This is a genomic window from Streptomyces sp. NPDC001732, from assembly GCF_053596315.1.
The window spans coordinates 1-15358 of record NZ_JBSFFY010000099.1 but is presented as its reverse complement, the minus strand read 5'-3'; the positions used below and the strand labels follow the sequence as shown (position 1 = coordinate 15358).

The following is a 15358-nucleotide window of genomic DNA, read 5'->3' as shown; positions in this document are numbered from 1 at the left end:
GCACCTGAAGCCACGAACGGCAGCCACTTGTCAGCCACACCCAGCTCCCCTGGGTGTCCTCACCCTACGAACGGGAGGATCAACCCGTTCAAGAACGTAGAGCCGCTTGTACGACGGCGACGCGCTCCCCACGGACGATCCCCCTCCACCATGATCAACTCGAAGATCCTCCCACGCCATTCGCCAACGTGACAGTCCCTCCTGGGGGCGTCGGAACGAATGGGATCGCGTAGGAGGACAGCGCCGACCACGTGCCCGGCGATGGTCAGCCAGGCGACGGCCGCGCCGTCGAGCAGCGCGCGGTTGTCCACCGCTGCGGCCCACGACGGCACGGCGTCCGCGGGGTCGATCCGGCCGATGGACGCCCGCTGCCCGTCCACGGTTCCCGAGGCACCCCGGCCGGGCTCCTCGGTGACATCCGCCACCACGGGCAACGCCAGTCCGCGCTCCCGGGCGGCGTCGACGATGGCGTGGGCCAGCACGTGCGGCGAGTACTGGTCGAGTACCGCCGCCATGCGCAGCACCTGCGCCGGGACTGCTGCACGGTGGTCAACTACTACGGCTCCATCACCGTCAACTACGAGCACGAACTGGCCCAGCTCGACGACCAGGGCCACCGGCCGCTGCGGACCGCGGCCACGGACGATCCCGCAGTCGGGCTGTAACAGCAGGCGTCTGTCAAGCTGTTGCGGTCGTGAAACTTGTGGGAACCGCCTACTAGACGTCAGCGTGATCGGTGATGCTGAGGTTCTCGGCGTGGACAGGCACTGGAGGTGGCGGGTGGAACGGGGCGCCCTGATCGCGGGCAGGTACGAGCTGACCGAACTGCTCGGCCGAGGAGGCATGGGCGAGGTCTGGGCCGGCCGTGACCGCGAGCTCCACCGCAGCGTCGCCGTCAAACTCCTGCACTACGACGACAACGCCCCACCCGAGCTGGTCCAGCGCTTCGAACGCGAGGCAGTGGCCGCGGCCCAAATCAACCACCCCAACATCGTTGCCCTCTACGACCGCGGCACCCACGGCCACCTGCAGTTCCTGGTCATGGAGCACGTTGAGGGCACCAGCCTCGCCGGGTACCTGCACCGTCAAGGCCCCCTGAACCTGGACCGGGCCCTGGAGATCGCCCAAGAGATCTGTACCGCCCTCGTCGCCGCACATGAGGCGAATGTCGTCCACTACGACATCAAGCCCTCCAACGTCATGCTCACCGCCAACGGCTCCATCAAGGTCGTGGACTTCGGCATCGCGGGCTTCACCCACACCCACACCTTCACCGTCGCGCCCACCACCGTGCTCTCCCCGGTCGGAACCGCCCAGTACGGAGCGCCGGAACAGTTCCTGGACCAACGCGGCGACGAGCGCTCCGACCTCTACGCCCTGGGCAGCGTCCTCTTCGCCCTGCTCACTGGGGAGCCCCCGTTCGCCGACGGCACTCCCTTGTCGGTGATCCGCCGCAAACTCGATGAAGAACCCCGTCCGGTGGCCGCACTGCGCCCCGACGTCCCCGCACCGGTTGCCCAGTTGCTGACAGACCTCCTGCGGCGCGACCCCGAGGACCGCCCCAGAACGGCCGTATCAGTCCGGCAGCGCCTCACCCGTCTGCGCACGGTCTCGGCCGGCCGAGAGATCGGCGAGGCCGAGACCGAATCCGTTGCGCCGCCTGCGGCGACTCGTAAGCTCAGCATCAGCCGGCCGGAGGCTGAAGACGCGGCCCGGAGCACGGACGCCGAGCCGCCGAAGATTCCGGTCTCCGCGCGCCGATGGACCGCAAGCAGACGCGTCCGACTCCTGGCGGCGGCCCTGCCCACATCCCTTGTGCTGGCGGTGACCGCGGTCATCTACTACTCCTCTGCGGCCCGCCACCGCGACACCACCGGCCCCTCGCCCAGCGAGAGCGCCACTGCGGCGGCCCGGTACCTGAGGATGCCGGACTTCTGCGGGTACCTCCAGCGCAACCAGTTCCGGGGGCGACAGGAAATGACGGCACCGGAACTGGGATCGGACACCGAAAACACCAGCACAAAGGCCAACTGCGGGTGGAAAAGCCCCGACTCCAGCACTACCGGGTTCGAGATGACACTCAGCGCGACGCTGCTCAGCAAGGAGGGAGCGGCCGAGGAGATGACCTCGATCAAGCTCGGCCGCGCTACGCAAGACATCGGCAGAACCGTGAGTCAGTTGGAGGGGATAGCGGACGAGGCGAAGCAATGGGTCACCGACGAGTCCATCGCGAAGGAGGGGAAGCCGGGCAGACTCAACTCGACCACGATCTGGTTCCGGCACGAAGGACTCTTCATCGAAGTGGACTATAGGGAGTTCGGGGTTCAGCTGAACGAGACGGACAACAAAACTGTGGTCACAGAGCGCGCGAAAGGGTTCGCCAGGTCCCTGGAGACCTTCCTCAACGATGAGCCGGAGAACCACGAGAAACCGATCTGGGGCTGAACCGCCCCGTCGGCCCGCCGTACGGCGCACGGGATCCGGGCAGAGGGTTTCATAGGTGTTCGTCTGTGAAACACCGTCACCCGGTGGACGCGTCCAAGGCGAACCGTGTTTCATAAATTGTTGCAAACGGCTCGACAGTTTGAAACCACTCATGAAACAGCCGGGGCTCGTGAGCGACGACTTCAAGCGCGTGGAATCGCACGACTGCCCGATGTCCACCTGCGCCGCCCCCGTGGGCTCGCCGTGCCGGACCGGCAAGGGCAAGGTGGCCATCCAATACCACACCGCCCGCTTCCGACTCGTGCCCCAACTCGCCAAGACCCTCAACGTGCCGACCCCCGCCGTGCGCAAGCCCGGCTCCGCCTGGGCCGAGCTGCCCCGGCCGAGGAACGCCGGCGCAGAACCCGTCGGGCATGCCCGCCTGGGGTACGCCCGTGCATCCACCGCCCGGCAGTCCCTCGACTCCCAGCTCGACTCGCTCGCCGAAGCCGGGGTTACCCGCATCTTCTCCGAGAAGATCTCCACCCGCGCCACCCAGCGCCCCGAACTGGACAAGGCCGTCGCCCTCGCTGGCGAACTGCGCGCCTCCGGGGTGCGCGTCACCCTCGTCGTCCACGAGCACAAGCGGCTCGGCCGCGGCATCGAACTGGCGACCCTGGCCGAGGCACTGAGGCTCTTCCAACCTGTCGGTGAGGTCCGGTAGTCGGCCGGTCCTGCAATATGAAGAAGCTCCTGGTAGACGGTGTCTCGACCAAGATCCACCATGTCCCACCAGGAGCTTCGCTCGCTTGTCTATCCTTCCCCAACCTCTCGGCTTCGCTCGAGCAGGGGAGGCCCCATTCGATCGATCTGTCCACCCGCACCCTGCGGTATCTGGCCGGGCAACTCGCCTCCCGTAGGCGGGAGATCGGCACGCGGTGGAGGCGGCTGACCGCGAGCCGTCAGGCCCTGCTCGCCCTGGCGCACCTGCGATGCGCTCACACCTGCGCCCAGCTCGCGGCCGGGTTCGGCATCGGGCTCGCTGCCGTCTACCGCTCCGTCCGCGAGGCGATCGACGTCCTGGCCGTGCTCGCACCGACACTCGACGAAGCGACAGCGACGGCCCGCACGAAGGCGTACGTCATCCTCGACGGCACCGTGCTGCCGATCGACCGGATCGCCGCCGACCGACCCTGCTGCTCCGGCAAGAAGCGGCATCACGGCATGAACGTCCAGGTGTTGACCGATCCGTTCGGCCGGCTGCTGTGGGCCTCGCCCGCGCTGCCCGGCGCGACGCACGACCTGACGGCGGCACGCGAGCACGGCATCATCGACGCCCTCCCCGAGGCGGACCTCAAATGCTGGGCCGACAAGGCGTATCAGGGCGCGGCACGGAACGTCCGGGTCCCGCTCAAAGGGCGCCGCCTCAAGCGGTGGCAACGACGCCACAACACCACCCACGCCAAAATCCGCTGCGCCGGTGAGCAGGCCATGGCCACGCTCAAGAGCCGGCGTCTCCTGCGCAAGCTGCGCTGCAGCACCACCCACATCACCGCGATCGTCAAGGCTGTCCTCGCCCTTCAGCTCGCGGCCGCGTCAGGATGAAAACACCTCTGTGATCACGTCGAGCGTGGACTCGACCGAGCTGAGCTGGTTGTTCAAGTGTTTGATCCACCGTCCCTTGGGCTGGAGGACGGCGTGGGGGGCGACGACGCCAGTGATGAACCGGCGGATCTCGGTGAGCTTCTCCCGGATCACCGCGACCTCGTATGCCTGCAACTCGGCGGGGTCGGAGCAGAACTTGTAACCGTCCGCCCTGGTCCAGATCAGGGGCGGCCAGCCGCGTTCGGCGATGATGTCCCGCAGGCAGGCCAGGCCCGCGCGGGCCTGGTGGGCCGACAGCTCACTCGACCTGACCAGCTGGTTGAAAGTCAGGCCGGGCGGGCTTCGAAGAGCACGAACCGGACAGAGTCAGCGTGTCGCTGGGCGGCGGGTGATCTGCGCTCGGAAGCGCGGGGCGTCGCCTACTCGCCTTGCAGCAGTTTGGCCCGCTCGCCGTCGACGTCCACCTTGCCGGTGTCCACCGCGGTCTCGATCCAGTCCAAAGTCGCCCTGACACGGGCGACGTTCTCGTGGACGATGGTGCGTTCGTCCTCGCCGAGCTGGCGGTCGCGCATGCCCGGGACGACCAGCAGCTCTGGGGATATCCGGAGGTCGCCGCCCCCTGGGCATCAGCACCTCCGCCGTGGAACGGCGCGGTCCTGGCCGACCGCGGGGACGGCAAGACACCACACCGGGCCTCAACTGGTCCGGTCAAGCCCCTGCAGTCTCCGGAGACTCAAGGCACTGGCCAGTGGTCCGGGCGCCAGTGAGAGCAAGGCCCAGGGCCATCCGACGTGCGCGGCCAGGTGCGGCAGCAGCAGGACCGGTACCGCCGCGAGAGAGTATCCGAGCGCCATCTGCACGGTCAGGGCCGTCCCCACGACGGTCGGGTCGGAGGAGTCAGCAAGCAACGCTGAGTACATCGGTGAATCCCCGATCACCGATGCCCCCCAAACGATCAACATCACCGCAGTCACTATGTCGGGAAGAAGTGGCAACGCTGGTGCGAGGAGGCAGCAACAGGCCGAGATGGTGACGACTACGGTCGTGACACGGACTCTGCCCCACCGATCGGCTGCGGAACCTGCGCCGAAGCAGCCGATGGCCCCGGCTACGCCGATCAGCAGGAACGGCCCCCATCCCGGGACACCGAGGACAGGGCCCCCCGAACCGGGCAACGCGGCGAGCAACGCGACCGACCATGTCCACAGGCCGTAGACCTCCCACATATGGCCCAGGTAGGCCAAGGTGACGAGCCGCTGTCGCCTGTTGCGGAAGAGCTGCCAGGCGGCACCGATCCGTAGTGTGTCGGTCTCGCTCGTGTGCGGGCCGGTCCGAGTCGTCGTCGCCAGCCCGGCTGCCAGTGTCGCGGCAACCGCCGAGATGAGGAGGACACTTCGCCAGCCCGGCAACGGCAACGTGCGGAGTGCGTGCGGAAGAGCGCTGCCCAACGTCAAGGAAGCCACGACCAGCGCGACTGCCGACCCGCGGCGGGCCAGGGTCCATGAGGCGACGGCCTTCATCCCCGGCGGATACACCGCCGCAAGAGCGATTCCCGTGAGGACGCGCAGAGCAAGGGTCGGCGCGAATCCGATGGGTAGAACCGCAGGCAACGCTGTGCACGCGGCAGCGATCAGCGAGCCCAGCGGCAGGAGTACGCCCGGGCGTACCCGGTCGGCGACGCGCAGCAGCCCCAGTCCCAGCGCTCCGGCCGCGAACCCGAGCAGGACGCAGCTCGTCAGCCACGAGACTTCGCCTGAGTCGAGGTTCCAGTGCCGCGCCAGCTGCGGCGCCACCGCTGACGTCGCGTACCACGTGCTCAGTGCCAGCACCTGGACGAGCGCCCCGAGAGTGGCGTTCAATGCGACGGCTCCAGGGCGCAGCCGGTCGTCCATGAGGACCATGGCCGGCACCCGGGTCGACCGCACGTTGCCGCTCACATCGACAGGCTTGTCCATACCGTCTTCGTCTCGAGGTATGACTCGAGGTTCGCGTGGCCCATCTCACGGCCGTAGCCTGAGGTCTTGAATCCACCGAACGGTGCTGCGGCATCAGTGGCACCGTACATGTTGATGTAGATGGTGCCCGCCCTGAGGAGTTTCGCCAGGCGGTTCGCGCGGGCGATGTCACGTGTCCAGATGCCGGCCGCGAGACCGTAGGGTGAGTCGTTGCCGCGCGCCGCGATCTCCTCGAGGGAGTCGAAGGGCTGGGCCACGACGACGGGACCGAAGATCTCCTCCCGTACCGCTGCCATTGTGTCGTCGACATCGGTCAGAACGGTGGGACGCAGGAAGTATCCGTCCGCGTCGACGCCAGCCGGGGCTACTGCACCGGCGGCGGCAGTCGCGCCACCGGTGAGCGCGCCGTCGATGTAGCCGCGGACTCGGTCGAGCTGGGTTCGGCTGATGAGCGGACCGAGGTCGGTGCTCGGGTCGAGCCCAGGTCCGACGCGCATGCTGTCAGCCCGTTCGGACAGGGCGCCCACGATGTCGTCGAAGCGGGAGCGTTCGACGTAGAGGCGTGAACCGGCACTGCACGACTGGCCGGAGTTCGAGAAGATCGCCGATGCCGCGCCGGCCACTGCCTCCTCGACAGGAGAATCGGCGAAGATGATGTTCGGACTCTTCCCGCCGAGTTCCAGCGTCACGCGCTTGACCTGTGCGGCCGCCTTCTGCGCCAGGTGGATCCCGACACGGGTGGAACCCGTGAAGGCGATCTTGTCCACGAGTGGGTGTTCGACAAGTGCCTCGCCTGCTTCCGGTCCGTAGCCGGGGAGGATGTTGAGAACACCGTTGGGCAGTCCGGCCTCGAGGCCGAGTTGGCCCAGGCGGATCGCGACGAGCGGGGTGTTCTCGGCGGGCTTGAGGACGATCGCGCACCCGGCGGCCAGGGCGGGCGCGATCTTCCAAGCCGCCATGAGAAGAGGGAAGTTCCACGGAATGATCTGCGCGACGACACCAACGGGTTCCCGCTCGGTGCGCACCATGGTGTCGGGCACGGACACCGGAATGGTGTTGCCCTCGATCTTGCTGGGCCAGCCGGCGAAGTACGCGAAGTGCTTGATGGACAGTTCCACGTCGTTCTGGCGGGCGGAGCTGCGGACCTTGCCGCCGTCGAGTGCCTCGATGTCGGCGAGTTCGTCGGCGTGGGCCTCCAGCAGCGCGGCGAAGCGCTCGATGATCCGGCCGCGGTCGAGGGCGGACATCCGTCGCCACGGCGCGCCGGGCTCCAGCGCTGCCGCTGCGGCCCGTACGGCGCGGTCCACGTCGGTGACTCCTGCCGCGGCGGCGGTCGCGACCTGCCGGCCGGTGGCGGGGTCCAGGACGGGTATGGTGCCGCCCTTGTCGGCCGGGACCATCTCACCGTCGATGAGGAGCCGCGGTGGGGCTTGGAGCAGCGCCGAAAGGGCTGGGCTGAGGTCGGGTGTGGGGGCGGCGTCCTCGATGACGCTCATGTCTGGCCCTCCTGGGAGCAGGTGCGTTGTTCTGCGGTGGGCGTACGGGTGCGGGTAGCTCAGCGCGCGGTGGTCGGCTCGAGCACGGCGGGGTTGGCGATCGCGGCGGGCCGTTCACCGGCCGTCCACGCGCGCAGGCCGCGCTCGGCGATCTTGGAGTGCTCGGTCACGACGTCGTCGGAGGCGCCGCCGATGTGCGGGGTGACGGTGACATTGTCGAGGCTGAGCAGCGGATGGTCGGCGGGGACCGGCTCGGTCCAGAACACGTCGAGCCCGGCTCCGGCGATCCGCCCCTCGGCGAGCGCGTTGACGAGCGCGTCCTCCTCCACCACCGCGGCGCGCCCTGCATTCACCAAGTAGGCATCCGGACGCATGAGCCGCAGCTCCCGGTCACCGATCAGCCCGATGGTGGACTCGGCCAGCGGGACGTGGACGGTGACGATGTCGGCCGTGGACAGCACCTCGTCGAGTTCGACGATGCGCGCCTGGTCGCCGAAGGCGTCGGACGGGAGGAAGGGGTCGTAGACGACGACGTCCATGCCGAAGGCCCGGGCCCGCTGCATCATGCGGCGTCCGATGGCGCCTCCGCCGAGGATGCCGAGGGTGCGTCCGGACAGCCCGATCCCACGAAAGGTCGAGTAGGGCTCGAACACGTCCTCGGACTTCCATGCACCGCTGCGCAGCCAGCGTTCGGCCCGGCCGGTGTGCCGAACGGTCATGAGAAGCAGTGTGAAGGCGAGATCCGCGGTGACGTCGGCATTGCGGGCCGGGGTAGTCAGGACGGCGATCTCGCGTGCAGTACACGCTTCCACGTCGACGTTGACCGGGTTTGCACGGCAGGACACGACGACCCGCAGCTCAGGTGCCTTGTCCAGGGTGGCTTCGTCGACGACGTCGACCTCGCACACGAGTGCGGTCGCGCGGGCGAGTTGCTCGTCGAGTCCCCTGGTCGCCAGCGATGTGCCGGCCAGAGAGGGCTCGACGAGTTCGACGTCGAAGACGTCCTCGAGCAGCTCGGCTCGAGCTTGGTCGAAGGGCGCGGTGACCAGCAGGAGCGGGCGGTCGCTGTGGGTGGTCTGGTTCGGCACGGATTCTCCTCGTTTACGTCTTCAGGGATCAGGTGGCGGTCGCGGAGAGGGTGGGCGTGGAGGCTTACGCGGGGCCCGCGTCAGCGGCGTGTGCGGCCGTCTGCGTCGCCCGCAGGTCGGGCCAGTGGTGTCGTACGGCGTCGCGGACGTCGCGGAACACCTGGGCCTGGGCGTCGTGCAGGGCGCGCAGACAGGGGTCCGGCTCGAAGGTCTGCGCGTCGTCGCCGAACTGGGCCAGTGCGGCGGGAAGGTCGGGTGCCGCGCCGACGGCGACGAGGGCCAGCGCGCCGGCCCCGCGGGCGCCGAGTTCGGCGAAGGTGGAGCGGACGATACGGCGCCCGGTCACGTCGGCGACGATCTGGCAGACGACCGGCGACTGCGCCCCGCCGCCGCAGAGCCGGACCGTCGCGTCGGCCTTGATGCCCAGCACGTCCATGCATTCGCCCAGGGACAGGGCGATGCCCTCGTACACGGCGCGCAGCAGTTCTCCCGGGCTGGTGCGCACGGTGATGTTCAGCCATGCCGCCGAGGCCGCGGTGTCCACGAAGGGCGCGCGCTCACCGCTGACGCTCCCGTAGGGCAGGTAGAGCACTCCCCCGGCGCCGGCCGGAACGGCGTTGACGAGTTCCTCGATCTGTGGCCATTCCAGCCCGGCCAGGCCCGTGGCCTCGCGCGCCCAGTCGAGGTTGGGGGTGCCGTTCATCGGGGCGAGGCATTCGATGACCTGCGTGCCCTGCCCCAGGTTGAGGGTGATGACCGGGACGTCGAGGGGCGCGCTGACCTGCTCCTGTACGGCGCCGACGAACGCGGTGGTGCCGAGGATGGCGTACGCCTCGCCCGGTCCGACGACCCCCAGGCCGACGCCGCCGGCCAGTGTATCGACCAGGCCGGTGGCGACGGGCAGACCCACGGGTAGTCCGGTCTCGCGGGCCGCCTGCTCCGTCACTCGGCCGCATACCACGTCGGGTGGGAACAGGGGCGGCAGCAGCCGGCGGAAACCGTCGTGGCCCAGGCCCTCGATGAGTTCCTCGGAGTAGCGCCCGGTGGCGACGTCGAGGTAGGTGCGCGAGGCCTCGGAGGCGTCCGTTCCCACGACTCCCGTGAGCTGAAAGCGGATCCAGTCCTTGCAGTTGAGCTGGGTGGCCGCGCGAGCGAGGAGTGTGGGGTCGCTGTCCTGGAGTTCTTCCAGAAGGACGGGCAGGGCCCCCGGGAACAGGGCCGAACCCGTGGTGCGGCGGACCAGTTCCCCCCGCCCGTCGGCCTCCCATCGAGCCACCCGCTCGGCGGCTCTGCCGTCTAGCCACAGTACGGCCGGTCCAGCAGGGCGTCCGCCGGCGTCCACGAGCCACGCACCGTCACCCTGGCCCGTCACGCCGAGTGCGAGCAGTTCGACATTGCCGGCTTCGGCCAGGGCCGCACTGATCGTCTGCGCGACAGCGGACCAGACCTCGTCCATGTCCTGCTCGGCGCAGTGCGGTTGCGGCCGCCGGATACGGACCGCCGATCGGGCAGTCCCGAGCACGTCACCCGTCGTACTGATGACGACGGACTTGACCGACGTCGTGCCGGCGTCGATGCCCAACACGGCCTGGACTCGGCTTCTCATCGTTACCTACCTACCTGCCCCGTTCGGATTCTCCAGCGGATCGGCCTGCGGCGGCTACTCGGAGCCGACCCGGGTGGCCGCCGGGGGAGCTGGATCGACCTGCGGGCTGTGTCCCGGGGCTTCGACGCCGGCCTCTCGCAGGAGGAAGGTGAGGAAGATCCCGACGATGTAGAGCGCCGCGAGGATCCAGACAACCGGCCCGACACCCAGCGGCCCGACCAGCGCCGCCACGGCCGGGCCCCCGAAGTTGCTGAGGCCGGCACCGAGGTTGAGGACCGCGACCGCGGCCGCCTTGTGCTGCGGGGCCAGGAGCGGGACGACGGCCGACAGCGGGACGTACATACCGAGCGCGAGACCGTAGACGATGCCCAGAGCCATGATGACGACATAGTTCGCGCCGACCGCCTGCGGCAGGTAGTAGAACCCGAGCACGGTGATCGCCGTGGCGGCTCCGCCGCCCCAGGCGATGACGTTGATGCGGCCGAACCGGTCGGAGGCGTAGCCGGAGATGAGGTTCGCGGCCACGTTCGCCGCGAGCATGGTGCCCCAGATCGAGGACCACTGCGACTGGCTGAAGCCGATCGTCTTGACCATGTACACGTTGAGGAACACGGCGAACGAGTAGTACGAGATCGTGTTGATGAGGCGGACCGCGCCGCCGACACCGACCTTCGGGCGTTCCTTCATGATGACGATGCCGCGCTTGAGGCCCTCGACGGTCTCCGCACGGGTGACCTTGCGCGCACCGGCCCGGGACTTCACCAGCACTGCGATCATGAGGGCGGCGATGGCAACGAAGACCAGCGACGACCACAGGGTCACCAGCTCTCCCAGCGGGTCCACCGCGACGGCCACGAAGTACCCGCTGATGACGCCCAGGCCCATGGCGTTGAAGAACCAGTACCAGCCGACGGCCTTGCCCATGACCGCGTCGGGCGTCTCCATGGTGACCCAGACCAGGAATCCGTAGGCAAAGAACGGATAGCCGATGGCACGGATCGCGTAGGTCGCGATCATCACGGCGTAGTTCTCCTGCATGACGCCGAGGGTCAGGAACCCGACCTCCAGCACGATCCACAGACCGGCGCCGATGAGCATCACCCTGCGGGGGCCCCAGGCTTCGGCCAGGGCGCCAGCCAACCAGGCGGAGACCGCCACGACGATGCCGTAAGCGCTGAAGAGTCCGGCGACCTGACTGCCGCTGAACCCGCGTTCCTCCAGGTAGGTCGAGAGGAAACTGAGTTCGATCCCGTCGCCGACCATGAAGAGCATGAGGGCGATGAAGCCCCAGAACAGGACCTGGGAGATTCCCTGGTTGGTGAGGGCTTGCGTCCACCGGCTCTGCGGCTGCGCGAGGCCGTCCTTCGTCGTCATAGACTCCTCCTCGAGCCTGAACATTTGTACACTCGGTGAACCGGTGCTCAAACATCATGACTCCGCCGCCCGCGCTGTCAAGGTCCGTGTTTCGCTCCCGCGGCCCACCGCGACGCTCTTCGCACCGGGAGCGGCAGCCCTCCACTCCGCTCTGACCAGTGGTGATGCGAGCATGACGCCCACCTGTCGCATTCCGCGAAATCGCGCGTGATGCTCCTTCACCACAGCCCAGGCGCGAACGCCGTGCGTGCGGACGGCCCGGCACCAGCGCGCACCTCGGAGCCGACCGGCCAGCGCTTTCACCGCACGCCACCGGCGCCCGCGGATTGAGGCTCTGTGGTACACCGCCAAGGCGTCCTGGCCGGGCGGCCCCCGGCTTCACGCAGCATCTGACGGCGTACGGGGGTCATGGCCCGCACCCCGCCGGAGATCCGTCGGACCTCCTTGCGCTCCGCAGCGCGGCCGGGCATCATGATGAACGGAGGTGCAATGGTGCGAACAAATGCTCACAACCCATTGCTCGGTAAGGTGGCCCGGCTCTACTACGATCACGGACTCACCCAAGCCGAAATCGGCGAACTTCTCAGCCTGTCCCGGGTGAAGGTGACCCGAGTACTCGCCGAGGCCCGGCAGGCTGGCATCGTCGAGATCACCGTGCACAGTGACGAGCGCCCCTTCGCCGACGTCGAGACAGCCCTCATCAGCCGGTTCGGCCTGCACAGCGCTTGGGTGTGCCCCAGCCTCGGACGCGGTGAGGAGCGCTCCCCCTCGTCGCTGGGCGTCACCGGGGCGGAGGCCCTCGCCTCGGTCCTCCCGCACGTCCAGCGTGTCGCGGTCGGCATGAGCACGGCCGTCGCGGCCAGCGTCGCCCACCTGCGCTACCAGTCCGACACGGCCGTCGAGGTCGTCCCTCTGACGGGAAGCCGCGGCGGGCGCTCCAGCAATGCCAATCCGCACGAGGTGGCCACCAGCCTCGCCCGTGCCATCGGCGGCACCGCGTACCACCTGCCCGCCCCGCTCCTGGCGACGACTCCCGAGGCGGCGGACGCCATCCGCGGGCTCGACGAGGTCCAAGGCACGCTCAATGTCGCTGCCGCGGCCGACGCGCTCGTCCTCGGCATCGGCGGCACGGCGGGCGTCGCCCAGGCGCTGCGCCGCTCGGTCACCGAGACCGAGTTCGCGGCCCTGCGGGAGCTCGGCGCCGTCGGAGACGCGTCCGCCCGCTTCTTCGACGCGAACGGTCAAGCCGTCGACGGCCCGATCGACCGGCGCGTCATCGGCCTGACGCTGGAACACATGCGGGCGATCCCCATCCGCGTGGGCATCGCGGGCGGCATCGAGAAACACATTCCCTTGTTCACCGCGCTGGAGACCGGTCTCGTCAACGTCGTTGTCACGGACATCGACAGCGCCCGCGCCGTCCTCAGTCGCCCCGTCGCCACCCCCGCGACGGCCTGAAACACGCAGAGGAAACACGATGAAGCACCCCACCACCGTCGAGGGCCTGTTCGCCCAGCTCGCCGAGGTAGGCCGACTGGCCGTGGAACGCGGCCTCGTCCTGGCCAGCGGGGGCAACCTCTCCGCGCGGCTGCCCGGCAGCGACACCTTCGTCATCACCGGCGCCGGCACCTGGCTGGACCGGCTCGGCAACGACGACTTCACGGTCATGACCCTGGCCGGGGACGTCACGGGCGGGGCCGAACGCCCCTCCAGCGAATGGAAGCTGCACCAGCGCACCTACCAGGAGCGTCCCGACGTCAACGCCGTCATTCACCTGCACCCCCAGCACACCGTTCTCCTCGACGCCCTCGGCCACAAGATCCGGCTCGTATCCCTCGACCACGCGTACTACGTACGCTCCATCGGGACCGTCCCCTACAACCCCAACGGTTCCGACGAACTCGCCGACACCACGGCCGAACGCGCGAAGACGCACAACTGCGTCATCCAGTCCCACCACGGCTGCTCCGCGCACGCCGAGGACATCGGCATGGCCTTCCGCCGCATCATGAACCTTGAGGAAGCCGCGATCGCGACCTACAGGGCCCTCACGCTGGGCGACCAGGACACGACGTTCCCCGCAGAGAGCTTCGCGGCTCTGCACCACGCGTGAACGGCGGTTGACGATCTTCACGCAGCGACGACCCTCGGCGCGCGGAGTTCAGCGGCCACCTCGGGCACCTCGACGTTCTCATCCGACCGTGGCGTGCGGTACCGCGCGGGTGGGCGAGGGGGCGGTACATCGGCGGGCGCATCGCGGGCGGGGCTGCGTGCCGTCCGTAGTCGTCGCACGTCTACGCCGTCTGTCCGACGAGACGTGCGGAGGGAGAACCCGGCGTGCTCCGCGGAACTTGAGGCGGAGGAGCGGAGCAGCGCGACCGCGCGAGCCGTCGCGTGCCGATGACCTCGCCCGAACCGGGCAGGTGCGATGGCGGCGGCCTCGGCGTCCGTGACATCGAACGCGCTGCCGCTCGCGCGGCCCGGCTCTGACCTTCCGTGCCTGGCAGTTGCCTGCTCAGAACGGCATAACGTCATGGGACAGCCCTCACTACTCCAGTGAGATTTCGTGTCCTGAACTGGTTCTTTTCTGGTAGTGGCAGCGGCGGGCCGTGGCTTGGTGGCGTCTGCGCCAGTGGGACCAGCTCAGGGCGTTCAGACGTCTGTCCTGGTGGAGTCGGGGGTGAGGCAGGAGAGTGTCCAGCAGGCGCCGGATCTCTGCCACGGTGAGCTGCGCGAGGGCTGATGCGTTTCTGCTGCCCCCCTTGCGGCAGCGCCCGCCGGGGCGGCGAGCGCCGCCACGAAGGCGTGGGCGGGCATGGCCAGGGTGATGTGGCGGTACCAGCCGACGTAGCGGCGGACTTCGTACTGGTCCAGGCCGCATTCGTTCTTCGCGGCCTGGTCGGGTAGGACCGCCGCGTTGCTGCGGCGGTCCCCCTCAGAACCATGTGGGCTCGTTGTCCGAGCACACGGCTCAAGCAAGTGAACCGACCCGGGTTCGGTAGAGATCTCAGTTGGTGGTTGTGACCTGGGGTTTCGTGGTTGTCAGGTAGTAGCTGGTCTCGTATTCGGCGGGTGGGAGGTGGCCTATCTCACCGTGCAGGCGTCGGTGGCAGTACCAGTCGACCCACTCGGCGGTGGCCAGCTCGACCTGGGAGAGGGTCTTCCAGGGCCGCTGCGGCTTGATCAACTCGGTTTTGTACAGGCCGATCGTGCTCTCCATCAGGGCGTTGTCGTATGCGTCGCCGACAGAGCCGATCGAGGCCGCGATGCCGGCTGCGTCCAGGTGCTCGGCCAGCCTGAAACCGGTGTACTGGCTGCCCGCGTCGCCGTGATGTATCAACTCGCCCCGAACGTGGGGGTGTTCATCGCGGTCGCGCTGCCACAGCGCCATCTCCAAAGCGTCCAGGACGAGCCGGGTCTCCTTTGGCGTCGCGGCGGACCAGCCGACGATCCGGCGGGAGAAGATGTCCACGACGAAGGCGACGTAGACCACTCCGGCCCAGGTCGCCACGTGCGTGAAGTCCGCGACCCAGCAGCGGTTCGGCGCGCTGGCGACGAAGTCGCGGCTGTCGGCGCCGACCACGGCGTCCGCCTTGACCGACTGCGAGTCGATCACGCCGGCCGTCGGCGCCGCATCCCGCCCCGCCTCCTGGCGGACCCGGCCATGCAGCCGGTCGTGGAACCCGGCGATCAGCCCGTGCCTCGCGCCAGCGCCGGAGTGAAGTAGGCCGCCGACGAGGTGCCCGTGGCCCGGGTCCTTTTCCGACGGCCCCTTCCCGAACGGTGCGGGCTAAGGGCTGTCCCGTAATC

General features: G+C 68.8%; 13 protein-coding genes and 3 pseudogenes. 6 read left to right on the top strand and 10 right to left on the bottom strand.

Going from position 1 to position 15358, the window contains the following annotated elements:
• Nucleotides 1–59: 59 nt before the first annotated feature.
• On the bottom strand, nt 60–482 hold the full coding sequence (locus ACWCXX_RS38180) for a hypothetical protein (RefSeq protein WP_451135502.1): 423 nt from the start codon (nt 480–482) through the stop codon (nt 60–62).
• Here ACWCXX_RS38180 and ACWCXX_RS38175 point away from each other — a divergent pair, their 5' ends adjacent.
• The 4 genes from ACWCXX_RS38175 to ACWCXX_RS38160 all read left to right on the top strand — a co-directional run bounded on the left by ACWCXX_RS38175 (nt 483) and on the right by ACWCXX_RS38160 (nt 4029).
• Nucleotides 483–665, top strand: a complete 183-nt coding sequence (locus ACWCXX_RS38175; RefSeq protein WP_451135500.1) for a hypothetical protein — start codon at nt 483–485, stop codon at nt 663–665.
• Between the two features lie 91 nt (nt 666–756).
• Nucleotides 757–2445 (top strand): serine/threonine-protein kinase, encoded by a 1689-nt coding sequence (locus ACWCXX_RS38170; protein ID WP_451135498.1) that lies wholly within the window; start codon nt 757–759, stop codon nt 2443–2445.
• A gap of 151 nt (nt 2446–2596) precedes the next feature.
• Nucleotides 2597–3148 carry a zinc finger domain-containing protein gene (locus tag ACWCXX_RS38165; RefSeq protein WP_451135496.1) on the top strand — a complete coding sequence of 184 codons (552 nt, stop codon included), beginning with the start codon at nt 2597–2599 and terminating at the stop codon, nt 3146–3148.
• A 17-nt stretch (nt 3149–3165) separates the two neighbouring features.
• A complete protein-coding gene (locus ACWCXX_RS38160; RefSeq protein WP_451135494.1) occupies nt 3166–4029 on the top strand; it encodes a transposase family protein in 864 nt (287 codons plus the stop codon).
• Here ACWCXX_RS38160 and ACWCXX_RS38155 read toward each other — a convergent pair.
• The 7 genes and pseudogenes from ACWCXX_RS38155 to ACWCXX_RS38125 form a co-directional block, all read right to left on the bottom strand.
• Nucleotides 4021–4442: pseudogene (locus ACWCXX_RS38155) on the bottom strand (RacP protein); the annotation flags it as partial. The gene ACWCXX_RS38160 and the pseudogene ACWCXX_RS38155 overlap by 9 nt on opposite strands.
• 6 nt (nt 4443–4448) lie before the next feature.
• A pseudogene (locus tag ACWCXX_RS38150) lies at nt 4449–4610 on the bottom strand (DUF6192 family protein); the annotation flags it as partial.
• A gap of 114 nt (nt 4611–4724) precedes the next feature.
• On the bottom strand, nt 4725–5984 hold the full coding sequence (locus ACWCXX_RS38145; protein ID WP_451135492.1) for an MFS transporter: 1260 nt from the start codon (nt 5982–5984) through the stop codon (nt 4725–4727).
• Nucleotides 5963–7480, bottom strand: coding sequence for an aldehyde dehydrogenase family protein (locus ACWCXX_RS38140; RefSeq protein ID WP_451135490.1), 1518 nt, complete (start codon nt 7478–7480; stop codon nt 5963–5965). The genes ACWCXX_RS38145 and ACWCXX_RS38140 overlap by 22 nt, the downstream gene beginning before the upstream one ends.
• A gap of 59 nt (nt 7481–7539) precedes the next feature.
• Nucleotides 7540–8568 (bottom strand): NAD(P)-dependent oxidoreductase, encoded by a 1029-nt coding sequence (locus ACWCXX_RS38135; RefSeq protein WP_451135486.1) that lies wholly within the window; start codon nt 8566–8568, stop codon nt 7540–7542.
• Between the two features lie 64 nt (nt 8569–8632).
• Entirely contained in the window at nt 8633–10174 is a 1542-nt protein-coding gene (locus ACWCXX_RS38130) for an FGGY family carbohydrate kinase (RefSeq protein ID WP_451135484.1), read from the bottom strand.
• 54 nt (nt 10175–10228) lie between these two features.
• Nucleotides 10229–11548: an MFS transporter gene (locus ACWCXX_RS38125; RefSeq protein ID WP_451135482.1), complete on the bottom strand. Its 1320-nt coding sequence runs from the start codon at nt 11546–11548 to the stop codon at nt 10229–10231.
• Between the two features lie 489 nt (nt 11549–12037).
• On the opposite strand from ACWCXX_RS38125, the gene ACWCXX_RS38120 reads away from it, so the two are divergent.
• Both ACWCXX_RS38120 and ACWCXX_RS38115 read left to right on the top strand, forming a co-directional pair.
• Nucleotides 12038–13006, top strand: coding sequence for a sugar-binding transcriptional regulator (locus ACWCXX_RS38120; protein ID WP_451135480.1), 969 nt, complete (start codon nt 12038–12040; stop codon nt 13004–13006).
• 19 nt (nt 13007–13025) lie between these two features.
• Nucleotides 13026–13661 carry a class II aldolase/adducin family protein gene (locus tag ACWCXX_RS38115; protein WP_451135478.1) on the top strand — a complete coding sequence of 212 codons (636 nt, stop codon included), beginning with the start codon at nt 13026–13028 and terminating at the stop codon, nt 13659–13661.
• Nucleotides 13662–14200: 539 nt separating this feature from the next.
• Here the strand turns inward: ACWCXX_RS38115 and ACWCXX_RS38110 are convergent.
• Nucleotides 14201–14446 (bottom strand): annotated as a pseudogene (locus ACWCXX_RS38110) (IS701 family transposase); the annotation flags it as partial.
• A 109-nt stretch (nt 14447–14555) separates the two neighbouring features.
• The gene (locus ACWCXX_RS38105; RefSeq protein ID WP_451135476.1) at nt 14556–15164 is read right to left on the bottom strand and encodes an IS3 family transposase; all 609 of its coding nucleotides are present in this window, start codon (nt 15162–15164) and stop codon (nt 14556–14558) included.
• Nucleotides 15165–15358 lie beyond the last annotated feature (194 nt).